The organism is bacterium (assembly GCA_030697645.1).
GTDB lineage: Bacteria > Patescibacteriota > Minisyncoccia > Phycocordibacterales > VMGT01 > JAUYPI01.
Genome location: JAUYPI010000006.1, coordinates 102,106 through 126,983 on the forward strand (window position 1 = coordinate 102,106; position 24,878 = coordinate 126,983).

The window sequence follows — 24,878 nt, forward strand, 5'->3', positions numbered from 1 at the left end:
GGTGGGGGGGGGATTGACTCCAGTAAGCTCCACTTACTCACTGCCCGTGAACTCAGCCGTGCGTTTGAACGTGCGATTTTTTGACTCGCAGAAATTTTTCTCGTCTGGTGTCGTCAAAACAGCCTCGCCTGCGGCGTGGTTGTTCTCTTTTGCGGCGGACGGAGGAAGATCCGCTCGCAAAGATTCTCGGGAAGGGACGCAAGAAAACGCGAGGGGGCGGGGAAGTACGTTTTTCCAAAAAGCGTTCGTTTTGCTGCCTGAGAAAGATACAGTCGCTCTTTCGCGCGTGTCATCGCGACGTAGAGGAGGCGGCGTTCTTCGGCGATGCGTTCGTCATTGCGCACTTCGTCCGGCCGCAGGTAGGGAAACAGCCCCTCCTCAACTCCAGCGACGAACACGACCGGAAATTCAAGGCCCTTTGCGGCGTGCGCGCTGAGGAGCATCACGGCCTCGCCCGACACTAGGGTATCTTCTGGCCGTGCGAGCGTCGCGCGCGCAAGGAGCGCGCGGCGCGCCTCGGCTAGCTCGAGGTGGTCGAACTGCGTTGCGATACCAACAAGTTCGAGAATGCGGTCAGAGAGTGTGTTGCGGCGTGGTGTCACTCTCCGGTCATGCTGTTTAGCATTGCTTTGCGTCGCGATGGCATTTACAGCTTGCGAGAGCGTCGAAAACTTTAGGTCGTTTGCTGCGATAGGGATTTCCGCGTTTGCATGGTAGTCGGCGTCGTGATCGGGAAGATCGAGCGTCTCGAGCTTTTCGAGCACATTGCGGACCTCGGGCTGCTCGAAAAACCCGACACCGCCGATCGTACGGAAGGGAATACCGACGTGGTTAAGCGCGCTCTCAAACTCGCGGGCGAGCGCGTGCAGGCGATAGATCACCGCGAAATCACCGAACGAGAAATTACCTGCGCCAGCGCGCAAAAGGTCGGCGCCCCCAATCTCCCGCTCAATCGTGCGGACGATCCAGAGCGCCTCGGCTCGGTCGGAGGCTGCATGTATGATGTGCGGCCGTGTGCTTTTTTGTTCCTGCTGTGCGACATCCGATGTTGCACAAGACCCGATGCACGAGCCGGCCACTGCGAGAATCGAGGGAGTAGAACGGTAATTTCGGATGAGGCGCAGCACGCGGGCGTCAGGATAGCGCTCGGTGAACGAGGAGAAATGCCGAGGATCCGCGGCGCGAAACGAGTAGATCGACTGGTTTGGATCGCCGATGACGCAGAGGTTGCGGTGCCCCGCGGCGAGGAGATCGAGAAGCGTGCTCTGGAGCGCGTTTGCGTCTTGGTACTCGTCGGCGAGTATAAAATTGAAGCGACTGCGGTAGTGCGCGAGCACGTCCTCGTGCGTGCGGAGGAGCTCGAGCGCGCGCGAGAGGAGTGCGTCGAAGTCGAGCGCTGTGTCGTTTGTGCCCGCCCGCTTTCCGCGCGGTTTCTCACCGACGCGAAAGTTAGGAGGCACGCCAACAAGCTCTCCGTACTCGCGGAGCATCGTATGTGCGAGGGCGTGGAAGGTGGCGACTACGGGAGAGCGGAAGGTGGCGAGTGCTTGCCCGTCGAAGCCGGAGCTAAGGCGGGGAGAGTGGATTGGCGCTTGATGCGTGAGCGTGGTCGGTGCAACGGCCGCTCGAATGCGCTCCCGTATCTCGTCCACCGCCTTGTTCGTGAAAGTAATGGCGAGGATCTGCTCCGGCGGCACGCCGCGCTCACATATCAAGCGGCTCACGCGCTCGACGAGAACGCGCGTCTTGCCGCTTCCGGGGCCAGCAACAATCACCACCGGACCATCAAGCGCGGATACGGCCGTGTCTTGATCCGCGTCAAGTTCATCAGATAACAGCATATTTTTGTGTGGACGGGGACAAAAAAATCTGTTCGCCTGAACAGATTTTTTTGAGTGGACCCGGCGGGATTTGCACCCGCTACTCTACTTACCAAAGGTAGCATTTTACTCCATAAAACTACGGGCCCGGGTCCACCGAGTGAAGTATACCGTAAACAAAAAACGCCCACAATGTGGGCGTTTTTTGCTGGTAAGTAGATGAAGTCCGTAGTCTTTTACGAAGCTTGCTACCTTGTAGAACATTATAGATGAGTGCTGGTTATAAAGTCAAGCGGGAATACAGCGTCGCCCAACCATGCAGTGCAGATTGGGCGACTATTGCTATTTTTACGAACGGTCATGGAAACTTTATGACCGTATGACCGATTGGCCTACTATATTCCGACGATACCCCATATGGTTTCGTGCGTGATCGTTTCGGCTATCTCGACCAAAATCGGCCATCCGACATGCTCGAGGAGAGCATCCTCTCCGCATAGCGGAAATGCTTTGCCGTATTTGACTATGTTGTGAACATAGAGGGTCCCGGAAGCGTCTATGCCGAGAAGTTGCTTCTCTTGACTGTAGAGATCCGGAAATCCAGGGTGAGGGTCAGGCGTCGAGCACGTAAGGGTACGAGAAATCTTTACTTCTTTTCTCCGCCCTCGAAAAGCAGCCGAAAACGCGCGAAACTCTTCTGACGCGATAAACTGCTCGTACCAATTCCAAACGATGCCCGCCGCTTCGCGTGCCTTTGGTTCATGCTCCCGCACCCACACCGCCCGAGTTTTTTGCGCCGCGGTGAATTTTGCTTTCGCCTTGCGTCGCTCGCGTAACCGACTACGCTCCTCTTGTTGTTCGTCGAGAACTCGTTCCTTGATCTGCTCGCGTAATCTTTGAAGGTGCTGACTTCTATCCACATCTACTCCCCTTAAGCCGGGTTATTGCTACGGCGTCTTTTCCGCGTCACATATGTTGGTTGGCGTTCGTGAATCCCGCTGCGGCGGTTCATGTCTCGTGCCAGCGCAAACATAAGGCACGCCAACTGGTCCATGTAGAATGCCACGATGGTGGGGTTGTCGAGATAGCCCACAGTTTTCCGCTCAACCGCCCGTGCCTGAGTTCGCACGCAATGGAGCACGCATGAGCCCGTCGTGCCTTCGGGAATGAGAAAGTGGTCAAGCGGTTCTAACGTAGACTCAATACCATACGTTTCCTTTTGCAAGTCGAACACGCGTTCTTTCTGCAGAGCCGGTGTGCTATTGGGGCACACCACTCCTGCTTGCAAGACAAATAGATCATTTTGGATAGCAGTGAAGAGTTTTACATCTTTTCTCCTTTTCATCAACGACTTTGCCAGGCCGACCAACGAATTCAGGTGGTCGAGTTCTCCCAAAAGCTCGTTCTTTTCTTCGTCCAGATTGAGGTTGGTCACCGGCACCCTCCGTAATCACAAACGAAAAACACCCTCCCATGAGGGCGTTTTTCTTTGTGATTTGTAATAAAAATCAACAACAGAATAAATATCTGTCCCGTATGGGTTAGGTGAGCACCTTGTCGGATGGCAGGTTGCTGGAGCGTCATCGGGCCTATTCCCTCGGCTCACTCTTGATACTTATTCTGTTATAAATGTACCTGATACAAATGTACCAAAACGTATATCGCGCCGGCAATGTTTAGTAGTTTTAGGAAACAATAAAATCAAACTGTCAATGTTGATGGTCCTCGTCTCCACCGCAGCCGTCGGAGAGGTTCCAGAGTTCGGTCAATTGTTCTCCGGTAAACCCGTGATTTTGAATGAGGTATTTTCCGAGTCCCCCGTAGACGAACCATCGCCAGCACCTGCAGCAACACGGGCCTTTTTCGTTTGAGTATAGCATGGCGTAGTCGTACGCCTGTTGCTCTTCTGCGGTAAGTTCAAGATCGTAGTACGCAATGAGGCGTTCCGCCAATTGTGCATCAATATCATACGGGTCGTCGGGAATTTCTGCGATGTTTTGCCCGCCTACAGCTTTGAATTTTTTGAGGCCTTCAATTTGCTCGCTGTAGCGGTGGACTTCCATCGGAGTGCAGCACGATCCCCTGATACGCTCCCCGTCCGGCATATCGGCAATGGAATTTTTGAATTCTCCCGAGCAGGAAGAATTGCCGCCCTCGGAGAGTGCTTCGAACTGCGCCGCGAGCGCCGTGGGGACAGTGTGATGGTTGTCGTCCTCAGACGCTGGCCGCCTCGCCGACTCACCAAGCACCAGTGCGCCACCGACGAGAAGCGCAGTGATTCCCAGCGCGGATGAGATTTGTTTCCTCGAGGGGCTCATGGCGTTTGTGGGGGAGTACAGATCAATGGCGAAGCGATTTTTTTTGCGATGATGACGAGTGAGAAGACGAGGAGTACCACGCCGAGGATACCGAATTCTCCGCCGTGGAGCGGCAAGATCGCAAGGGCACCAGCGGCGCCGACTGCAGAGAGTACGGTGCTCAAGAGGAAAGAGCCACAGGCGGCGCAGCCGATGCCGAGCGCGCCGCTTGCGACGCCGAGAGTTCCTGCCGCAATTTCCTGCCCTTGCAGGCGACGGCGGGTGCGCTTGAGAAAGTAGACAATCATCGTGACGTTCGCACCAAAGAGCATGGCAATTGCGATGGTGTAGCCGGCGGAGAATAGAGTGAAGTTCGTGAAAATACTGCCGAGCAGACTCAGGGCGATGGTGAGTTTGCGAGAGAGCGGCGCGTGTGAGGAGATGAAGATATCGGCAATCAGACCGATATTCGGGAGCCACACCGCAAGAAGGAAAGCGAGTATAGTGAGCGCAACCGCTAGCACAGCGTACGAAGCTCTGCCAAACACCTCGCCCGTCGCCCGTCGTAGGTTTCTGAGGTCCCCTACTATTATCATGGCTGTTCTTCTTCTTTGAGCGCAAGATCAATCAGCTGTTTTACTGACGCATACGGCAGCCCGCCCGAGAGCGGATATTTTTTACCGCTCTCCGTTATGATGATACTCCAGGGCGTACCGTTGCCTCCTGTTGCGATCGCATCGTCGAGATCGTCTTGGACATGCGCATCATAGTTGCCCGCCGTGAGGCAGAAGTTGAATTTACTTACGTCGAGTCCGATTTCCGATGCTATTTGCGGCAGGACTTTTTTGATATCTGTTTGGTCGTTCGATGGGGTCAATTCATAGAAGCGGTCAAGATACGCCCAAAACGCAGTGTTTCCGCCGCTCTCCGCGGCGCACTCGCTCGCGATAGCCTCGGCCCTCGCCTTTGAATGAAGTGTGTCGAGCGGAAAATGTCGATATATCCACGCAACGGTTCCATCTTTGCCGTATTCGTCCATCACCTGCTTTAGTGTGGGGTGGAATCGCTTGCAGAACGGACATTCCATGTCCGAATATTCGACTATTTTTAGCGGCGCGTTCGGATTGCCACGAATGTGATCACGCTCGCTGATAGGCCGCATATTGTCTAGACTCTGCGAGTCTTGCGCTGCTGCGATTGCTGCGGGCTCTGGCGCCCTCGCGATACTTCCTCCGCGATCAGAGAAATACACCGCGGCCGCAACAAGCGCGCCCGCGAAGATAATCGAGAGCGATACTGCAGCGGTGTGCGACGTCGAAGATCCTACGCCAGCCTCTTTTTGTATAGTGTCGTTTTCCATCGAGTATAATTATTAGGTTTGCGAATGTTTTTTGGTATATAATCACGGCGCTCGCGGAAAATGAAAAGGCCTCTTTTCGCTTTCCGCTCGCTTGTGATTATAGCACATATATACCACGGGGGCGTGGAGAGCTGCAACGGTGCATGTCGATTGAGAGGAGTGCACGTCCGAGTACTAAAACATTCGGGCGTTTTTTGTCAGCCGTTACGCCACCTCGAACACCTTATTTTTTGCCGAAGCCCCTGAGACCAAACGGATGCGTGACGGGCTGACGCCAAAGTACGCGGCGATCGCGTGCGCGACACCCGCGTTTGCCTTGCCGCGGCGTGCTGGCGCTTGGACGGAAACGACAAAATGCGATTCGTCAATCTTCTCGACCGCCTCTCGTCGCGCGTTCGGCTTCGCTTTGATAAAGACTTTCATGATGAGGCCCCATCCATAAATAATTTCGGATCACACGCAAAAGCACTGGTAGTCCGTCATTACGAGCGAACGTAGCCGAAGCCGCGATGCGCGGGCGCGGCGGGAAGCAACCCAGAGTATAGTCACCGTATGTCAGAGTCGAGAGAATTGTAGGTCATCCCCCTGGATTGCTTCGCTCCGCTCGCAAAGACCTACGCCGCCGGCCTCCTTACCGGTGCTTTTGCGTGTGATCCATAATTTCCCCATCTCGCACTCACTGCACGCCCTTATGCGGCTCGTGCTCAATCGCGAAATCCCTTTCGTTCCCGATCGGGTCTCGGATTCGCTCATTCCGCGTCAAGCTGCATCAGGCCATGCTATTCAGCACAATATGAGTGAACTTATGTATGGACGCACGATAACGTGATAACGCGTGCGGTGCGTTTATGGTACCATCCCCTCCATGGAACCGCTTGCTTCACGGTTGCGGCCACGAACGCTTGAGGGATTTATCGGGCAGGAGCATCTCGTCGGGGAGGGGATGCCGCTCCGGAGCGCGATCGAGCGTCGGCACCGATTTTCATTCATTCTCTGGGGGCCGCCCGGGGTGGGGAAGACGACGCTGGCGCGCATCTACGCGCAAGCGCTTGAAGCGAAGCTCTACGAGCTCTCGGCGGTGTCGGCGGGGAAAGACGACGTGCGTGCGGTGCTTGCGGACGAGAGTGCCGACTCGCCGAAGGTGCTCTTTCTCGACGAGATTCACCGCTTCAACAAAGCGCAGCAGGACTTTCTCCTGCCCTTTGTCGAGCGCGGTGAGATTACACTCATCGGCGCGACGACCGAGAACCCGAGTTTTGAAGTGATCGCGCCGCTCTTATCGCGCTGCCGTGTGTTCGTGCTCCGCGAACTCTCGGAGGATGAGATCGGGATGATCATTGCAAAGAGCGGCATATCGCTCGATGATGAGGCGCGTACGCGCCTTGCCGCTATCTCAAACGGAGACGCACGTCAGGCGCTCACCATTCTTGAAGTCGCCTCCGAGCTCTATGGGGCGGTCACGATTGAGACGCTCGAGCGCGCACTCCAGTCACAGCACCTGCGCTACGACCGCGCCGGGGAGGAGCACTACAATACGATCAGCGCGTTCATCAAAAGCATGCGTGCCGGGCAGCCGGACGCAGCGATTTACTACCTCGCGCGGATGGTCGAGGCCGGGGAAGACCCGCTTTTTATCGCGCGGCGGATGGTGATATTCGCGAGCGAAGACATCGGTCTCGCGCAGCCGACTGCGCTTGTTGTGGCAAACGCCGTTTTTCGCGCCTGCGAGACCATCGGGTACCCCGAGTGCGCGATCAACCTCGCGCACGGGGTCGCGTACCTTGCGCAGAGCCGCAAAGATCGTCGCGCGTATGATGCGCTGCGAGGAGCGCAGGCGGACGTGAAGCGCCTCGGCAATCTTCCGGTCCCGCTCAAAATTAGAAACGCCCCAACCAAGCTCATGAAAGAGCTCGGCTACGGCAGCGGATATGAGAAGTATACGAAAGAAGATTTACTCCCCGACGAGATCAAGGGGAAGAAGTATCTCGAGTAATTGATGCAGTTTTGTACTCCGCCTACAATTTGACAGGCATATAAATTTAGCGCTAGTATGAGCACGGAAGTTGGCACCCTTTGCGTGTGGACCGGGTAACTCGAAGCAGAAAAATTGGTCAGGCCATTTTTCAGTCCTTGGATTATGTCAGCGAGGAAAGGAGTGATCCTGTGAATGACAAACCATTGTTTCTAGATGGACGCACACAGCGACGCGATCTGCCGCCAGATTACGAAGAGTTAGATCGCATCAACGAGAGGCTGCTGGAGCAAGCACACACGAGGGTCCAGTCGATCGCGAATCGCTTTGCAGAGGCGAGTGGCCTCTCGTCGAGCGATGCCGAAAAACAGGAGTGGACGGAACGCGTGCTCCGTGTACTCGGTGGCGTAGCGCAGTCGATTCGCGCAACGATGCCGCGTGTGCTGCGAAGACAGGGGAGCGCACGTTATGTAGTGGAGCAAACGTCGATGGGTGTACAGGGACGGTGGGAAGCTGGAGGTGCTTCCATCAACATGGAATCCCTTATCAGAGAGGAGGCCGAGTTCGGAGAATTTGATCCCGAGAAATGCGACGTGTTTAGCCGACTCGTATGCAGTGATCTGCTGCAAGGAGGGAATTTCATACCTGGTTTTGAGGTTGACGAGAAGGGTCAAACCTATGTACGTCTCGCCTGGCATCGGCAATCTATCCCTTCCGAAATAGCGTGAAATGGGGTCAGCCCTTTTTTTTATCAACCCGACACTCTTCTAAGAGTGCCGGGTTGATCTTTGACCTCGACGGAGCGCAGGTACCGTTTTGCTCACAGCGCTTTCACCGCCTCCGCGATCATGCTCACCGTACCGTTGCGGTTTGACATGCGGCCCTTGATCGCGATGCAGCGCTCGGGTTCGAGGTGCTCGCGGCATTCGGTGAGCGTTCGGGGGAAAAAGACAACCTCGATCGAACCCGAGAGATCGGCAATGGTGGCAAAGAGCATTTTTTCGCCGTTCTTCGTGAACACTTGTTTCGTGTTCTCGACGAGTCCGGCAGCAACCGCGAGCATACCCTCGCGGAGCTCCGTCTTCATGCGACGGATGTCAGTGCCACGACGCTCGAGTCGCTCGCGGTAGCGATCAAGCGGATGCCCCGAGACATAGAGGCCGAGGAGCTCTTTTTCCCAGCGCAGGCGCTCGTCGGGAGCTGCGCTCGGCGCGTCCACGAGCCGCAGCTGCGGCACCGATGAGATGTCCTTCATGAGTGAAAATAGTGATCCCTGCGAGGTGCTCGCGCGCTCATGGTCGCGATTGTAGGTGAGCAGGTGCTCGATATTGGCACGCATCACGCCACGCTCGCCGAGCGCATCCATCGCCCCGCAGCAGATCAGGGCTTCGAGCGATTTATGATTGAGCGTTCGGTCACGCACGCGCTCGAGGAAGTCTTGGAGTGTTTTGTACCCGCCGCCGCGCTCTCGCGCGGCGATGATCGAGTCGGCGATCCCCTCGCCAAAGTTTTTAATCGTATAGAGGCCAAAGCGGATTTTACCTCTCTCAAGCGATGGATCGACGATCGTAAAACCGCCAAAGCTCTCATTGACATCCGGCGGCAGCACCGCGATCCCCATACGTTTGCACTCGGCAATGATCTCGGCGACCTTTTCAACGTCGCCGGATTCTGCGGTGAGCACCGCGCTCATGTACTCGACAGGAAAGTTCGCTTTCATGTAGGCGGTCTGGTAGGCGACTTTCCCGTAACTTGCCGCATGGGCGCGATTAAATCCGTATCCCTGGAACGGCTCGAAGAGCTTCCACAGGCCTTCGGCACTCTCTCGCGTCATTTCGGAGTGCTTCATGCAACCCTCGACGAATATCACATGCTGCTTCGCCATTTCCTCCGGAATTTTTTTACCGACCGCTTTTCGAAATCGGTCGACAGACTCCCAATTGTAGCCAGCAAGTTCGATCGCGGTAAACAGGAGGTCCTCTTGGTAGACGAGAATGCCGAGTGAGCGTTCAAGAAAGGTTTGCATTTTTGGGTGGTAGTACGTAACCGGCTTTTTCCCGCGCTTGCGGGCTATGTATTCCGGAATGTTCGCCATCGGACCCGGGCGATAGAGCGCGACCATGGCGTTGATGTCATGGATTGTCGAGGGTTTGAGGTCTATAAGATAGTGGGTCATGGCTTCTCCGGAGAGTTGGAAGAGGCCCACGGTTTCTCCACGTGCGAGCATACGGTAAGTTTTTGCGTCATCAAGTGGCAGGTTTTCTATATCGATGGCGGCGCCATTCATTTTTTTTGTCTGGTCGACGGAGTCAGCAAGTATCGAGAGATTTCTAATGCCGAGAAAGTCAAACTTCGGAAGGCCCGCATCCTCGACCGCATACATGTCGTATTGCGTAATGATTTTGCCTCCCTTAGGATCACGCTGGAGGGGGACATAATCGGTTAACGGTGTCGGAGAGATGACGACACCGGCAGCATGAACACTCACATGCCGCACACAGCCCTCGAGTTTTTTCCCGAGATCAATGACTTCCCGTGCCTCCGCGTCGTCCGTGTACATTTTTTTGAGATCCGGCTCCATCTCAAACGCTCGATCAATCGTCATGGGAAAGCCCTGCGAGCCCATGGGGACTGCTCGCGCGATCTTGTCGCCCAAGGCATAGGGTTTGCCGAGCGCGCGCGCAACGTCGCGAACGACTCCACGCGCGAGCATGGTGCCGAAGGTGCCGATTTGTGCCACCTGTGTCTCGCCGTACTTTTTCCTGGCGTAGTCGATGACTTCGTCGCGGCGGTTGTCGGCGAAATCCATGTCAATATCCGGCGGTGATGGCCGCTGTGGGTTGAGGAATCGTTCAAAGGGGAGTTGCAAGGCGATCGGATCGACGTTCGTGATGCCGGTGAGGAACCCGACCATAGATCCGGCCGCCGACCCGCGCGTTGTGGTGAGGATGCCGTTTTGATGAGCGAAGCGAAGCAGATCGGCAACAACGAGAATGTAGGAGGTGTAGCCCTTGGTGTCAATGATGTTTAGTTCGTATTCGATACGCTCGAGGGCCTCGCGGTTCAGATCGAGATTACGCTCGTGCAGTCCTTTGATGGTCATGGCACGAAGTGCGGCGTACGGGGCCATGTTTCCCTCTGGTGTAAAGGATGGAAATGAGAGCTTGCCGAGCTCAAGTTCGATGGCACACCGCTCGGCAATTCTCGATGTGTTCTCCACCGCCTCAGGCAGAGCAGCGAACGCGCGATACGCGTCTTCGGTACTTATGAACGAAAAGTCCTCCTCGCCGCGGAAGAGGTCGCTTTCGCCGACATCGTTCTGCGTTTGGACGGCAAGCAGCGTCTGGTGCGCACGTTTGTCGTCGCGGTCGAGGTAGTGGGAGTCCTGGGTTAGGACGAGCGGGATCTCGAGCTTATGCGCAAGGGAGACGAGTTCCTGTGTCAACTTCTGCTGTCCTGCAACTCCGGGATGGTGCATGATTTCGATGAAGTAATTTTCTGGCCCGAAAATGTCGCGGTACTCGCGCGCAACCCGCTCCGCATCCTCTACTCCGCGGTTCGTGAGGGTACGTGCGAGCTCGCCCGCCATGCACCCTGAGAGCGTGATGAGTCCATCGCGGTGCGTGGCAAGAAGCTCTTTGTCCACGCGCGGTTTGTAGTAAAGCCCCTCGAGATTCGCTTTCGTAACGAGCAGGAGGAGATTTTTGTAACCAGCGATATTTTTTGCGAGAAGCGTGAGGTGAAAACGGTGGTTGTCAATGCGCGGCTCTTTATCAGTGCGGCTGCGCGCGGCCACATATGCCTCGACGCCGATAATCGGATTGATGTCGTGTTGCTTGCATTCTTTATAAAATTCGATTGCGCCATACAGATTGCCATGGTCAGTAAGCGCGAGCGCGGGCATTTTGTAGCGTGCTGCGCGTGCTACAAGGTCGGGGATTTTCGATAGTCCATCGAGGAGCGAGTAGTGACTGTGGGTGTGGAGGTGGATAAAAGGAGCGGGCATGGTGAGGGTAGTATACTACACTTTGATAATAGACCTCTCACAACACAAAACACAAACAAAGCACAAATCCAAAAGCCACAAAACACAAACACGTAGTGCAACCGTTTTGGTTTTGGAATTTGTGTTTTGATGTTTTGTTTGTGCTTTGTAATTTTGGCTTTGGGCTTTCGTTTGTTTTGTTTCGAATTTCGCTATTCAAATTTGTGCTTTTTACAAGCTAACAGCCATAAGCTACGAGCTCGCATGGTGCCCCAGCGCCGCGCGGATTTTGCGCTTGGCGAGGCCGGTTTTCACAAAGGCGAGCCACTTCCGCGTCGGCCGGGCGAATTCTCGGGTCTCGATCTCGACGATGTCGCCGTTGTGAAGTGCGGTGTCAAGTGAGACAAGCTTACCATTTACTTTGACGCCCGAGGCGTGGTCTCCGATTTCAGAGTGAATTGCATAGGCGAAGTCAAGGGGCCCGGCGCCAAGCGGCAGATCAACCACGTCGCCCTGCGGCGTGAAGACGAACACGCGGTGACTGAAGAAATCGGCTCGGAGGTGCTCGAGAAATTCTTTCGGGTCGCTGACGTCGGCTTGCGCCTCCGCGAGCTCGCGGAGCCACTCAGGGGTCGCGGGGCTCGCTACGGCGAGCGACGGTTCGTTCGCGCGCGCGTTTTGGAACCAGTAGCGGTATGAGAGGCGCTGTCCGATCCACGCGAGATGCGTGAGAAGCGAGCGGCTGTCGCCGCCTTCCTTGTAGAGAAAGTGCGAGGCGATCCCGTATTCCGCTCTCCGATGCATCTCCTCGGTGCGGATTTGAATCTCGACAACGCCGCCGCCCCCTGTGAAGATCGTGGTGTGGAGTGAGCGATAGCCGTTCGGCTTCGGGAACGCGATGTAGTCTTTGATGCGCCCCGGGAGCGGCCGCCATGTTTTGTGGACAATCCCGAGCGCGCGGTAGCAGTCCTCAACCGTGGGTACGATGATCCGGAGCGCTGAGATGTCGTACACTTTGTTGATATCCATGTCTTTGCGCTCGAGCTTGCGAAAGAGGGAATAGAGCCCCTTCAGCCGGAATGACGTCTGTGCCTCGCGGATGCCATCGAGCGCGAGATTTTTTTGGAGCGTCCGATGCACCCCTCTGAGGTGTGCTGCGGTTTCGGCGTCTTTTTCCTTGAGCAGCGCCGTTACGTGCTCGTACTCTTTCGGGTAGACGAAGGGAAAGGCGAGGTCCTCGAGGTCGCGGTTCAGCGCCCGCATGCCGAGGCGGTAAGCGAGCGGCGCGTAGATCTCGAGCGTCTCCTCGGCGATGCGTCGGCGTTTGTGTGCCGGCACATGCTCGAGCGTTTGCATGTTGTGCAGGCGATCCGCGAACTTGATGATGAGGACGCGGATATCGCGCGCGACCGCGACAAAGAGCTTGCGCAGGCTCTCGACGTGGCGCGTCAGGCCGCGGTATTTGAGGGTCCCGAGCTTCGTGACCCCTTCAACGAGCGAGAGTATCTCGTCGCCAAATTCCGCGCGTACATCCTCAGCGGTCGCCGGCGTGTCCTCGATCACGTCGTGGAGGAGCCCCGCGGCGATCGTCTTCGCGCCCATGCCGAACTCGGCGAGTGTCTTTGCCACGGCAAAGACATGCGTGAAGTACGGCTCGCCAGAGAAACGCAGATGTCCCTCATGCGAGCGCTCCGCAAACCCGTAGGCCTTCTCAATGAGCGCGACGTCGTCTTTCGACGGTTCGCGTATGAGGGAAGTTATGTCCTTGACAGATGGCATAGGGGCAGCACACTCATGTAACATTTGACATGTAACATTTGACACGACGACGGGCGTTCTAGGTCAAATGTCAACGGTCAATTGTCAAATGTTCGACCGGACTTAGCCCCCTGCTGCTTATTGCTCGTTGCCTGTTGCTCGTCCGCCCGGCCGGTGATTTGCACACTCTTTATTACTGCAGCGCTCAGGAATGGTTTTCGTCCCCTCCATCATGAGTGAGCCGCAGAGGGGGCAGATGCGGCCGGTTGGTTTTGCTTTGATTGCATGTTTGCACGCGGGGTAGTTTGAACAGCCGTAGAAGAGTCCGAATTTCCCGCGCCGCTCCGCCATCTCGCCCTTGCCGCATTTTGGACAAGGAACGCCCGTGCTTGTCGCTTGCTGCGTGCTGCTTGCCGCCTTTTTAATATACTTGCACTTCGGATACTTGCCGCACCCAACAAACTTTCCAAATTTTCCATCGCGTTCGACAAGCGCGCCGCCGCACTCGGGGCAGCGCTCGCCGGTCTCCTGGGGCGGCTTCACCTCCTCGCCGTGCTCCGACCGCGCGCCTTCGCATTCGGGAAACCTGCTACAGCTCATGAACGTGCCGGAGCGGCTGAGCTTCATCACCATGGCGCTCCCGCAGGTCGGGCAGCGAAATTGCTTTGGTGCGGGACCGAGATCCGTGAGCCGCGGGACGTTCTGTCTTGCCGCGACGTCCTTGCTAAACGGCGTGTAGAAATCGGCAAGCGTCTTGGCATACTCGCGCGCTCCGCGCGCGATATCGTCGAGTTCATCCTCCATCTTCGAGGTGAAGGTATCGCTTATGTAGGAGGCAAAATTTTTCTCGAGGAACGTGCTTACGACATCGCCCATCGCGGTGGGCTTCAGTGACCGGCCTTCTTTCTCGACGTATTCGCGATCCTGGATCGTCTTGATGATGGAGGCGTATGTCGAAGGCCTGCCGATGCCGCGTTTTTCAAGTTCCTTCACGAGCCCCGCTTCGCTGTAGCGTGGCGGGGGCTGCGTTTGTTTGCCCTCGCTCTCGAGCGAGCGGAGAGTGAGTGGTTCCTCGCGAGCGACTTTCGGAAGCTCGATGTCCTCGCCGCGCGAGGCCGGGTCCGCGGCGAGCCAGCCGTCAAATTTTGTGCGGGAGCCAATGGCAGAAAATGCGGGAACGTCTTTTGCTTCTATGGGTACTGCGACGCGCGCCGTAATTTTCGTCTTGATGAGCTCGGCCGCGGCCATCTGGCTTGCGAGCGTACGTGCGCGGATCAGCGCGTAGAGGCGTTTTTGCTCTTCGGTAGCGCCTGCGGATGCGCGCGTGATGTCCGTCGGACGGATCGCCTCGTGCGCTTCCTGCGCGCTTTTGCTCGTGGTTTTATACTGTCGCAGCGTGACATACCGCTCGCCGAATTTCTTGGTGACAGCTGCGCCGATTGAGCTCCGGGCTTCCTCTGCGAGCGTCGTCGAATCGGTGCGCATGTAGGTGATGTGCCCCTGCTCATAGAGCTGCTGCGCAGTGCGCATGGTGCGCGCCGGGGAGAAGCCGAGCCGCGAGCTTGCGGCCTGCTGGAGGGTCGAGGTCGTGAACGGAGAGCGCGGGGCCCGAGACGTTTCCGTCTCGAGTACCTCGGCGACAATCCAGCTGCCGCTGCGGCCGACTTTGAGTATTCGCTCCGCCTCCTCGCGGGTCTTTGGCTCCTCGACGCACACGAGCGTCATGCCACTCCCTTTTTTTGTCGCACAGAGCGCGGTGAGCACCCAGTAGTTCTCCGGCACGAACGCGCGGATCTCTCGCTCGCGCTCGACGAGAATACGCAGGGCAGGGGACTGCACTCGGCCTGCCGAGAGCCCGTAGCGGAGCTTCTTCCAGAGTAGGCCCGAGAGGTCGTAGCCGACGAGGCGGTCGAGGACTCTGCGCGCCTCCTGCGCCCTGACGAGCCGCTCGTCAATATCTCGCGGATGCGCGAGCGCTTCTTTCACTGCGCGCTCCGTAATTTCGTGGAAGACCACACGTTTAACGTTTGGAATTTGGAATTTGGAATTTGGAATTTGTTTGGAGCTTGTTTTTTGGAATTTGGAATTTCCGAGGCCGAGCGCCTCGGCGACGTGCCACGCGATCGCCTCGCCCTCTCGATCCGGGTCGGTCGCAAGCAGCACTTCGTCCGCTTTTTTTGCTGCAGCTTTGAGATCGGCGATAACTTTTGTTTTCTCCGGGATGATTTCGTAGTGCGGCGCGAATCCGTGCGCAATGTCCACCGCGTTTTCATTCTTCTTCGGCAGATCACGCACATGGCCCACCGAGGCCTTGACGCTGTAGCCCGGCCCCAGGTATTTGCTGATCGTTTTCGATTTTGCAGGAGATTCGACGATGACGAGTTTCATACGAGCAGTATGCAGCGTGCAGCAGGCAGTAAGCAAGCGTCGTGTGCTTGCTGCATGCTGCTAATCGCTTGCTGCTTGTAACAATTACTACAGTTCCTTCGCCTTGGCAAATAAATAAAGTCTCCGACCACAGACGTTTGTGATCGGAGACGCATATACGGAAGTCGCTGGTTCACTTGATCTCGGCTGCCTCCTCATTTTTTTGGTCGAATTCATGCGCAGCCGCGAGGGCCATACCGAGAAAAGTGAATCCGAAAATGAAACAGCCTATGACCATGAACGGACTCATGGGCCAAAAACTTGAGAAGTAACCTACTACTGATGTGGCGACACTCACGAAAAATATGCTACAGGACGCCAGGACGAGCGTCTTGTACAGGTCTACCCCACAGTGCGAACACGAGCGGTCTTTCATCACAAACCCTCCGGAGTTGTTGCATATATATTGGGCGCACGGTGTTGCTTGGATGCTTCTTCTGGCAATGAGTAAATCATCTATGCTACCATTGTGTCAACATGACGCCAATCATCGAAGTCGAACACCTTATCAAACGCTACCGGAAAGCCACCAAAAACGCCGTGGATGATATTTCGTTCTCGGTCGCGGAGGGCGAGTTTTTTGCCCTCCTCGGGCCAAACGGGGCGGGGAAGACGACGACGATCTCTGTCCTTACGACGACGCTCGCCAAAACCTCGGGTCGGGTGTTGATTGCGGGCTTTGACCTCGAGCGCGACGAGCACGCGATCCGCCGCGCCTCCGGCGTGGTTTTCCAGGGCTCCTGCGTGGATCTCAACCTCACGGCGGAGGAGAACATCCGTTTCCACGCATTTCTCTACGGGCTCTATCCGTTTCGTCCGCTCTACGCGCTGATGCCGCGCAGCTATCGCGCCCGGGTGCATGAGCTCGCCGAGCTCATGGGAATTACCGCGGCTCTTTTTCAGCCGATGCACACCTTCTCCGGCGGCATGCGTCGCAAGCTCGAGCTCGTACGCTCTCTGATGCACCGCCCCAAGGTGCTCTTTCTCGACGAGCCGACTGCGGGGCTTGATCCCCTAAGCCGCCGCGCGCTCTGGAGCTATCTCGCCGACATCCGCAAGCGCGAGCGCGTCACGATACTTCTCACGACGCACTACCTCGAGGAGGCAGAGAGCGCTGACAACGTCGCGATCATCAACGATGGAAAAATCGTTACGTACGGAACGCCGAAAGAGCTCACGCGCACCCTGCTCGGGGACACGCTTATTGTAGACGCCGTTGACCGCGGCTCTCTCCGTAGCGCGCTTCTAAAATTCACCAACCGCGTGAGCGAAACGCCGCCGTTTCGCGTTGCTTTGAGTAAGGACCTACGTGCGCAAGACGTCGTCCGTTCGCTCTCTGTGGAGCTGACGCTATTCGATATTGAACGGCCGACGCTGGAAGACGCATATCTTAAAATTATTGGGAGCGATACAGATGCGTCATGATTACGAATGTCAAAGTTCAAAACGCAAGCAAAGTCAAAAGTCAAAACGCAAAAGTCAAAACCGCAGCCTCAAAGTCAAAAGTTTGAAAGGTTTTAGGCTGTGGTTTTGAGCTTTGACTTTTGCGTTTTGACTTGGCTTGTAGCAATGCTCAGGATTATAGCGCGCGCCTGTACCGTCTTTACCATGCTATTTCACTTTAATGCTATTGTCGCCATTGCCTTCCGCGACCTCACGAAGCTCTTTCGAGACCGAATCCGTCTCGTGGCTTCATTTGTGTTCCCGTTCATGTTTATCGGGGTCCTTGGTGGCGGGCTCAATGCGAGCTTCGGCGATCGGCTCGGGTTTCAATTTTTGCCGTTTGTGTTTGTTGGCGTTCTCGCGCAGACGATGTTCCAGTCCTCTGCCGCGGGCGTGATCTCTCTCATCCGCGACCGTGAGACAGACTTCAGCAAGGAGCTTTTCGTGGCACCGATTTCTCGCTACGGCATCGTGCTTGGAAAAATCATCGGGGAATCGCTCGTCTCGCTCACGCAGGGAGTGGGTATTGTCGCGTTCGGGCTCATTATCGGTGTGCCGATTACACTCGCCGCGCTCGCCGCGATGGCGCCGGTTGCGTTCATTTCGGCGCTTTTTGGCGGCGCGTTCGGCATACTCGTGCTCGGCAACGTCCGCGAGCAGCGCACAACTGCTCAGCTCTTCCCATTTCTCATCTTCCCGCAGTTCATCCTCGCCGGCGTTTTCAACCCAATCAAGGATCTGCCTCCGGTGGCCGCGTGGCTCTCGCGGATCACGCCGATGACCTACCCCGTTGATCTCATGCGCGGCGTGTTCTACTCGGGCAGTACCGAGAGAGTCTTTGCAGTAAGCAGGCACCCACTCGCAAATATCACAATCATCGTCGTGCTGTTCGGAGTGTTTCTTCTCCTCGGCACGTGGCTTTTTGTCAGGAAGGAGAGAGAACGATGACAGAGGACGCGCCTGCACGAAATCAGAAGCACGAAGCTCGAAATCCGAAACAATATCGAAATCACTGCCTGCGGCAGGCAGGCAAATGCTCAAAACAAAAATGCAAAAATTAAAATTACAATTCAATATGCAAAATGTGCTTATTGTTGGCCTCTCGTTCGGTGTGGTCGTCTTGCTCGTGGTGACTGCCCGCGCGGAGCACCAACGCAGAAAAGAGGTGCTCCTCCAAAAGAGTACGGCGCTTGAGAGCGTGGTTGCTACAACGACCCTCCCGAGTCCTTTTTCCTCTCTCGCGCTTGATGCGCGCGCGGCGATTGTCTGGGACGTCGCTCTAGCCCGTCCGCTCTACAGCCGAAATGCCGACGCACAGCTGCCGCTTGCCTCGCTCACGAAGCTCATGACCGTGCTTCTCGCGCATGAGCGTATATCGCCTCCGGTGACACTCACCATCGCGCCGTCCGCTCTCGCACCTGAGGGCGACAACGGGCTTTTCCCGGAGGAAGAGTGGCGGCTACGCGACCTCATAGGCTATACCTTGATCGTTTCCTCAAATGACGGTGCGCGAGCGCTTGCGGCTGCCGCGGGTAGCGTGGGCGGCATGGTGAGCGGGCCGTCGTCCGAGAGCAAGGCACTCGAGACATTCGTTACGGCAATGAATGAGCGCGCGATAGAGCTCGGGCTTACGCAAACGTACTTTCTCAACGAGAGTGGGCTCGACACCTCCGAGGCGGTGAGCGGGGGATACGGATCCGCGCATGACGTTGCGCGGCTCCTCGCCGAAGCGCTCCATGAGATTCCAGCGGAGCTCGAAATGACACGCACGAAAGCTCTTGCCGTGCGCTCGCTCTCCGGCGTGGTACACGACGCGGAGAACACCAATGAGGTGGTAAACCGCATTCCGGCTTTGATCGGCGGCAAAACAGGCTACACCGATCTTGCGGGAGGAAACCTCGCCATCGTCTTTGATGCGGGGTTCGCACGGCCAATCGCCGTCGTCGTCCTGGGCTCAACACAGGCCGGGCGGTTTAGCGACGTCGAGCGGCTTGTGTGGGCGACGCTGGAGTATCTCAAAGTGTGCACCGCAGAACAAACGATATGCATATAATCCCCGTCAGGGGCATAGGTCACCCGCATTAATTTTCAATTTTGCAATTTTCAATGAATTTTCAATGTGTCAATGACTCAATGGCGGACGACGTCGTGTTTGAAAATTGTGTCATTGCAAAATTGATTGAAAATTGAAAATTGAACATTGGAAATTTCTGACTCAAATGGCCACTGATCTCTGGTCTTTCATGCTTACTCTTTTGCCCTTATGATAATAAATGTAGCTAAAGTCTTCCTTCCCGCCACCATTGCTTTCGCGATCGGTGTCGTGTTCGCGCCGCTCCTGGCACACTACTTATACCGCTTTCGCATGTGGAAGAAGAGTGCGAAAGCGGTAGCGCTCGACGGCCGTGGTACGCCGATCTTTCACTCGCTCCACCGCGATAGGGAAACATCGACGCCGAAACTTGGCGGCATCGTGATCTGGGGAAGCACGCTTGTGACAGTACTTCTCATCAGAATTGCCGAAGACGTCATTCCCTCAGCGCTCACGGCAAAACTTGAGTTCCTCAGTCGTTCGCAGACGTGGCTGCCACTCGTAACACTCCTCGTGGGGGCAACCATCGGTTTTATAGACGACATGCTTGATGTGCGGGGAGGCGGAAAGTACCTCGCTGGTGGACTTTCGCTCCGGATGCGGCTCGGTATCGTTGCTTTGACCGGACTCATCGGTGGGTGGTGGTTTTTCACGAAACTTGGAGTCTCAAGCATCATAGTGCCGTTTGCCGGTGAGGTGATACTCGGCTGGCTCCTCGTGCCGCTCTTCATCATCGTTCTGCTCGCGATCTACTCAGGCGGCGTCATTGATGGTATTGATGGCCTTGCCGGCGGGGTGTTTGCGGCGATATTCGGCGCGTATGGTGGCATCGCGTTTTTTCAAAACCAGATTGACCTCGCGGCATTCTCGGCGGTCGTCGTTGGCGGCATTCTTGCTTTTCTCTGGTTTAACATTCCACCTGCTCGATTCTATATGTCCGAGACAGGCACCATGGGGCTTACCATGACGCTCGCGGTCGTCGCATTTCTCACCAAGGCCGTCGTCGTCTTGCCCATAATCGCTTTTCCGCTGCTTGCCACAACCGCCTCGGACGTGATCCAGCTCGCTTCAAAGCGCTTCCGCGGAGGGAGAAAGGTGTTCCTTATCGCGCCAGTGCACCACCACTTCGAAGCCCTCGGCTGGCCGCCGTACAAAGTGACGATGCGTTACTGGGTGATTTCGGTCATCTGCGCGCTCCTTGGCATGATCGTGGCCCTCGTGGGGAACCAGGTCACGCTTTGAATTTTCAATTTTCAATGCTCAATTTTCAATAAATTTTCAATCCGCCAGCTGGCGGACCCAATGGCTCAATGACGAATCACGGACGAACGTCAGCGTGTTTGAAAATTGATTCATTGCAAAATTGATTGAAAATTGGAAAATTGATAATTGAAAATTCAGACTCGATATTTTACGTTTTACGCACAGCAGTTTTGGTGTTTTGAATCTTATCGAGTCCACTTTATGCCCCGTCTCACCTTCGCCAAACCCGACTCTTTTTTCATCGCGATTCTTGTCTCGCTTACGCTCGCGGGCTTTTTCATATTTATTTCGGCTTCCCTCGGGCTTCTCGCGCGAGGAGGTGCTCCATTTGGAGCGGCGATAGTAAAGCAGCTTCTGCTCGGCATCGTAGTTGGTGGTGGGTGTTCTCTCGCCGCCACATACACCCCCTACGAGCGTTGGCGCAGATACTCCCCCTGGCTTTTTTTGGCCGCGCTTATTATCACCGCCCTCGTGTTTGTGCCCGGCGTCGGCTTTGAGCACGGCGGCGCACGGCGATGGATCGCCGTCGGCCCGCTGTCTTTTCAACCGGCAGAATTTTTGAAGTTCGCGTTCGTGCTCTACGCTGCGGCGTGGCTCGCCGCCCTCGACGAGCGGGGCAGGAAAACGGCCTTTGCTATGCTGCCGGTCTTTCTTATGCTCGCGGCGGTGGGAACGCTGCTCATTGCACAGCCGAATACGAGCACGCTCGTCGTTATCATCGTTGCGGTTGCAGGAATGTGTATCGTTGCCGGTGTGCGCGCGCGTGACCTTGCGGCGCTTGCGGGTGTCGCGGCTGTAGGTATTATCGCGCTCATCATGCTGCGCCCCTATCTCTACGAGAGAATTCAGACGTTCCTTGATCCGTCCCGCGACGCGCTCGGCGCAAGCTATCAGATTCAACAGTCCCTGATCGCGGTCGGGAGCGGCGGCGTCTTTGGCCGCGGCTTCGGGCAGAGCGTGCAAAAATTTGAGTATCTCCCCGAACCGATCGGCGATTCCATCTTTGCGGTCGCAGCCGAGGAGTTCGGTTTTATCGGCGCGCTCATTTTGATTCTACTTTTCCTCGCTCTCGCCCTGCGCGGATTTCGAATCGCGGCGCATGCACCGGACAATTTTGGCTCCCTCGTCGTTACCGGCTTCATCATCCTCATCGTTTCGCAGTCATTTATGAATATCGGCGCCATGCTCGCCGTCTTGCCGCTCACCGGCACGCCGCTTATTTTCGTTTCAAAGGGCGGTACCGCCCTCTTGTTCGCGCTCGCCGAAGCAGGCATAATTGTTAATGTGTCGAGACGTGCGAGAGGGTAGAGGATAGAAAGTGGAGAGTGGATTTTTTACTCCCACACTCTACATTCTACTTTCCACTCTCTACTTTCCACTTTCCAACCATGAAAATTTTATTCACCGGCGGCGGTACTGGCGGGCACTTTTATCCCATTGTAGCTATTGCGGAGGAGATAGACCGTCTCGTCGAAGAGCGCAAGCTCGTCGGCGTCGAGAAGCACTACATGGCTGCGGAGTCCTATGACGCAGGCCTCCTCCTCGAGCGTGATATCACTTTTCACCACGTGAGTGCGGGCAAAGTGCGGGCGTACTTTTCGCCTCTCAATTTCCTCGACATTTTTAAGACTACTGCTGGGCTGCTTCGGGCGATCGTGCGGCTCTACTTTCTTTTTCCCGACATTATCTTCGGCAAAGGAGGCAGCGAGAGCTTCCCCGCGCTTTTTGCGGCGCGTGTTCTTGGTATTCCAGTGATGATTCACGAATCCGATACCGTGCCGGGAAGGGTCAACCGCTGGGCAGCGAAGTTCGCGCTTCGCATCGGACTCGGCTTTCCCGAGGCAGCAGCGCATTTCAAAACGATAGATAAGAAAAAAATCGCGCACACCGGCATCCCGGTGCGGCGCGAGCTCTTTCACCCCGAGCGCGAGGGCGCACAGGAGTTTCTGCACCTTGAAGCCGGTATTCCTGTGCTTCTCGTCCTCGGTGGCTCGCAGGGCGCTATGGCGCTGAATGAGCGCGTACTCGACGCCCTGCCGCGTCTTGTCGAGCACTATCAGGTGATCCATCAGACGGGCACGGCAAACATTGAAGAGTGTACGCGCCTTGCCGCGCTTGTGCTTGAGGGAAGCGAGCAGAGGACGCGCTATCATCCATTCGGCTTTTTCAAAACGCTTGCGCTGAAACAGGCCGCCGGGGCAGCCGATCTCCTGCTCTGCCGCGCTGGCGCGACAACGATTGCAGAGGCGGCGCTCTGGGGCCTGCCTGCGATCGTCGTGCCGCTCCCGAGAGCCAAAGGCGACCATCAGCGCGAGAATGCCTTTGCCTATGCCCGCACCGGCGCTGCGGTCGTGATCGAGGAGGCGAATCTAACCAGCACGATTCTCCTTCAGGAAACTGACCGACTGATGGGCAATGTCACCGAACGTGAACGCATGCGGAATGCTGCGCGTGCCTTCGCCCGTCCCGACGCCGCCTCGCTCATCGCGGACGAGCTCCTCCGCCTTGGCCTCAAGCACGAAGGGTAATTTTTGATAACGACGGGTTTTGGAATTTTACTTGTTGTTTTACGTTGTTGTTTTGCGCTTTTCGTTTTGCGTTTTGCATTTTCTGATATAGAGTCAATCTCACGGCCCTATCGTCTAATGGCCAGGACGCTACCCTCTCACGGTAGAAATCGGGGTTCGACTCCCCGTAGGGTCATTGCGGAGAAAACAAATATGTGCTACCATTTTCTTGGTGAACGGCTCTTTGTTTTTGTGTTGAAGGAAAAAAGGAGTAAGTGATGCCTCGTGTAGCAATTTTTGGTTGCGGGGACGCGGGAGAACTAAATTTTTGTGGGCTTAAACTCGCAGGATTTGACCCCGTTGTACTATGTGATGAGGACCCGAGTGTTCTCCAGAAAACACACTGGGCTCCTAAAAACGTCGCCCGATGTACTACAAAAAATGTAGGTACGATTTATGGGAGTGAGGACGTCGATCTCGTCGTCGTTGGAACGCCTGACCATACTCACCTTCCTGTCGCCAGTGCTGCACTAGCGGCTGGAAAATACGTATGGGTTGAGAAGCCACTCGCAACGGCAACCCAAGACATAGAAATGTTTGCGCATCTCGCGCACACATATCCTGGCAGGCTGCTCTTCAGCGAGACATTCACCTATCAAGCGCAGATCCAAGCAACAATACTGAATCTCGGCGAACTTGGTGGTCTACAGGGGGGGCAAACGTCATACACGATGTGGAACTGCGACCGCATTATGGGTGGCGGCAAGTGGCGCACAGAAACCCGTTACAACCCCTGCGCCGGCGGCCTCAGCCATAACTTCATGGTACTGCGGTTACTTGCGGCATCGCCTTTCGTGCGCGTGTGCAGCCGAGGCCAGGTTCTCACATATCACGAGCTCGGGAAACACGGCGGTTTTGATACCATGCACGGACTGCTCGAGACCGCTGCCGGACAGCTCTTTTCGTGGTACATCTGCCTTGCGACTAAAGGACCGAATAGCCCGATGGCGCACAGGACAGCGCACTTTATGCTCCAGTTTGAGTGCGGTGCGCTCATCTACGGCCATGAACCAGAGCACGACCGGCTCATCGTCAATGGAGAAAGTGCCTACTTCGCCCAGGAGGCGGAGGCGGTGTCGTGGCGCAGCTACTACAAGGAGATATGCTACCGCCGGATGCATGAAGACACTCTCAGGGCGATGCGTGGTGAACCAACGTTACATACTATCTGGCACGGCATTAATGTTGCAGCTGCCTGTGCCTCTGCTTTTGAATCTGCCCACCAAAACGGCATCTGGCTCGATATTCCACAAGTATTGCAAGGGTAAAGATCGCTTCGTCTACAAAAGCCGCTCACACACTTGTGTATGAGCGGCTATCTATACGTACAGGTTTTCAGAATAACCGAGACACGCCGATGAATAAATACCCCGTGGCGAAAAGATAGATAACCATCTTCGCCATATTGTAGATTCGTCCTCCCCTCACGCCACTCTCGTATGCAAGAGCAATACGAAATGGGTTCGCGTCGCGATCAAGAGCGGTCCAAACGAATTGATCTGCCCTATCCGTTTGCATACCAATAAGAACCCATCCCTCTCTCGTGATGACCCACCATATCGCGCACAGGAGCAGCCCAAAAGACATACCGAAACCTACCTCCATAGCGGTGCGCACTCCGCCCGCAAGGAATCCAAAAATCACCGCATTGGCGATGAGCATGACGTTATACCGCTGCCAGATCGCTTGCCGTTCCGAGTTGATAAGCGCCGTATGGGCGGTGAAAAGACCGGTAAGCGAGATGTCGGAATACTGTTCCGTCGCTTGCGGCGCGGTAGGCCGCACCGAATACTCTTGCGCTTCCGCCATAGCGTCCCCCCCCCGCTGCTGTTTTTAGTCGTTCAATGCTACGATGAACATCAGTAACTCCACTATGCATACATTATATCCGGCT

The 24,878-nt window shown here is 55.9% G+C and carries 20 protein-coding genes, 2 tRNA genes and 1 riboswitch; of the genes, 10 read left to right on the top strand and 12 right to left on the bottom strand.

Annotated elements, in window-relative coordinates:
• Positions 1-113 precede the first annotated feature (113 nt).
• The 8 genes from Q8R39_01805 to Q8R39_01840 all read right to left on the bottom strand — a co-directional run bounded on the left by Q8R39_01805 (position 114) and on the right by Q8R39_01840 (position 5,900).
• A complete protein-coding gene (locus Q8R39_01805) occupies positions 114-1,841 on the bottom strand; it encodes an ATP-dependent helicase (protein ID MDP3735143.1) in 1,728 nt (575 codons plus the stop codon).
• A 55-nt stretch (positions 1,842-1,896) separates the two neighbouring features.
• Positions 1,897-1,969, bottom strand: a tRNA-Thr gene (locus Q8R39_01810).
• Positions 1,970-2,215: 246 nt separating this feature from the next.
• The gene (locus tag Q8R39_01815; GenBank protein ID MDP3735144.1) at positions 2,216-2,740 is read right to left on the bottom strand and encodes a hypothetical protein; all 525 of its coding nucleotides are present in this window, start codon (positions 2,738-2,740) and stop codon (positions 2,216-2,218) included.
• An 11-nt stretch (positions 2,741-2,751) separates the two neighbouring features.
• The gene (locus Q8R39_01820) at positions 2,752-3,261 is read right to left on the bottom strand and encodes a hypothetical protein (protein ID MDP3735145.1); all 510 of its coding nucleotides are present in this window, start codon (positions 3,259-3,261) and stop codon (positions 2,752-2,754) included.
• A gap of 79 nt (positions 3,262-3,340) precedes the next feature.
• A riboswitch (SAM riboswitch) is annotated at positions 3,341-3,438 on the bottom strand.
• Positions 3,439-3,529: 91 nt separating this feature from the next.
• Positions 3,530-4,138: a hypothetical protein gene (locus Q8R39_01825; GenBank protein ID MDP3735146.1), complete on the bottom strand. Its 609-nt coding sequence runs from the start codon at positions 4,136-4,138 to the stop codon at positions 3,530-3,532.
• Complete coding sequence (locus Q8R39_01830) at positions 4,135-4,713, bottom strand: hypothetical protein (GenBank protein ID MDP3735147.1); 579 nt, start codon at positions 4,711-4,713, stop codon at positions 4,135-4,137. The genes Q8R39_01825 and Q8R39_01830 overlap by 4 nt, the downstream gene beginning before the upstream one ends.
• A complete protein-coding gene (locus Q8R39_01835; GenBank protein MDP3735148.1) occupies positions 4,710-5,477 on the bottom strand; it encodes a thioredoxin domain-containing protein in 768 nt (255 codons plus the stop codon). Before Q8R39_01835 ends, Q8R39_01830 begins: the two co-directional genes overlap by 4 nt.
• Before the next feature lie 204 nt (positions 5,478-5,681).
• Positions 5,682-5,900, bottom strand: coding sequence for a DUF167 domain-containing protein (locus Q8R39_01840; protein ID MDP3735149.1), 219 nt, complete (start codon positions 5,898-5,900; stop codon positions 5,682-5,684).
• Between the two features lie 442 nt (positions 5,901-6,342).
• Between Q8R39_01840 and Q8R39_01845 the strand changes: the two genes are divergently transcribed.
• Together Q8R39_01845 and Q8R39_01850 are read left to right on the top strand one after the other, a co-directional pair.
• A complete protein-coding gene (locus Q8R39_01845; GenBank protein ID MDP3735150.1) occupies positions 6,343-7,470 on the top strand; it encodes a replication-associated recombination protein A in 1,128 nt (375 codons plus the stop codon).
• Positions 7,471-7,640: 170 nt separating this feature from the next.
• Positions 7,641-8,177 carry a hypothetical protein gene (locus Q8R39_01850; protein ID MDP3735151.1) on the top strand — a complete coding sequence of 179 codons (537 nt, stop codon included), beginning with the start codon at positions 7,641-7,643 and terminating at the stop codon, positions 8,175-8,177.
• Between the two features lie 92 nt (positions 8,178-8,269).
• Here the strand turns inward: Q8R39_01850 and dnaE are convergent, their stop codons facing one another.
• The 3 genes from dnaE to topA all read right to left on the bottom strand — a co-directional run bounded on the left by dnaE (position 8,270) and on the right by topA (position 15,580).
• Positions 8,270-11,455, bottom strand: a complete 3,186-nt coding sequence (gene dnaE / locus Q8R39_01855) for a DNA polymerase III subunit alpha (GenBank protein ID MDP3735152.1) — start codon at positions 11,453-11,455, stop codon at positions 8,270-8,272.
• A 231-nt stretch (positions 11,456-11,686) separates the two neighbouring features.
• Complete coding sequence (locus Q8R39_01860) at positions 11,687-13,213, bottom strand: HD domain-containing protein (protein ID MDP3735153.1); 1,527 nt, start codon at positions 13,211-13,213, stop codon at positions 11,687-11,689.
• A 117-nt stretch (positions 13,214-13,330) separates the two neighbouring features.
• Entirely contained in the window at positions 13,331-15,580 is a 2,250-nt protein-coding gene (gene topA / locus Q8R39_01865) for a type I DNA topoisomerase (protein MDP3735154.1), read from the bottom strand.
• 516 nt (positions 15,581-16,096) lie between these two features.
• Between topA and Q8R39_01870 the strand changes: the two genes are divergently transcribed.
• The 8 genes from Q8R39_01870 to Q8R39_01905 all read left to right on the top strand — a co-directional run bounded on the left by Q8R39_01870 (position 16,097) and on the right by Q8R39_01905 (position 24,252).
• Entirely contained in the window at positions 16,097-17,044 is a 948-nt protein-coding gene (locus Q8R39_01870; protein ID MDP3735155.1) for an ABC transporter ATP-binding protein, read from the top strand.
• A gap of 183 nt (positions 17,045-17,227) precedes the next feature.
• Positions 17,228-18,010: an ABC transporter permease gene (locus Q8R39_01875; GenBank protein ID MDP3735156.1), complete on the top strand. Its 783-nt coding sequence runs from the start codon at positions 17,228-17,230 to the stop codon at positions 18,008-18,010.
• A gap of 127 nt (positions 18,011-18,137) precedes the next feature.
• Positions 18,138-19,115: a hypothetical protein gene (locus Q8R39_01880; protein ID MDP3735157.1), complete on the top strand. Its 978-nt coding sequence runs from the start codon at positions 18,138-18,140 to the stop codon at positions 19,113-19,115.
• A 210-nt stretch (positions 19,116-19,325) separates the two neighbouring features.
• On the top strand, positions 19,326-20,396 hold the full coding sequence (locus Q8R39_01885) for a hypothetical protein (GenBank protein ID MDP3735158.1): 1,071 nt from the start codon (positions 19,326-19,328) through the stop codon (positions 20,394-20,396).
• A 222-nt stretch (positions 20,397-20,618) separates the two neighbouring features.
• On the top strand, positions 20,619-21,725 hold the full coding sequence (locus Q8R39_01890) for an FtsW/RodA/SpoVE family cell cycle protein (GenBank protein MDP3735159.1): 1,107 nt from the start codon (positions 20,619-20,621) through the stop codon (positions 21,723-21,725).
• 80 nt (positions 21,726-21,805) lie between these two features.
• A complete protein-coding gene (locus Q8R39_01895) occupies positions 21,806-22,945 on the top strand; it encodes a UDP-N-acetylglucosamine--N-acetylmuramyl-(pentapeptide) pyrophosphoryl-undecaprenol N-acetylglucosamine transferase (protein ID MDP3735160.1) in 1,140 nt (379 codons plus the stop codon).
• A gap of 103 nt (positions 22,946-23,048) precedes the next feature.
• Positions 23,049-23,120, top strand: a tRNA-Glu gene (locus Q8R39_01900).
• A gap of 82 nt (positions 23,121-23,202) precedes the next feature.
• The gene (locus Q8R39_01905) at positions 23,203-24,252 is read left to right on the top strand and encodes a Gfo/Idh/MocA family oxidoreductase (GenBank protein ID MDP3735161.1); all 1,050 of its coding nucleotides are present in this window, start codon (positions 23,203-23,205) and stop codon (positions 24,250-24,252) included.
• Between the two features lie 67 nt (positions 24,253-24,319).
• Here Q8R39_01905 and Q8R39_01910 read toward each other — a convergent pair whose 3' ends face one another.
• Entirely contained in the window at positions 24,320-24,793 is a 474-nt protein-coding gene (locus Q8R39_01910) for a hypothetical protein (protein ID MDP3735162.1), read from the bottom strand.
• Positions 24,794-24,878 lie beyond the last annotated feature (85 nt).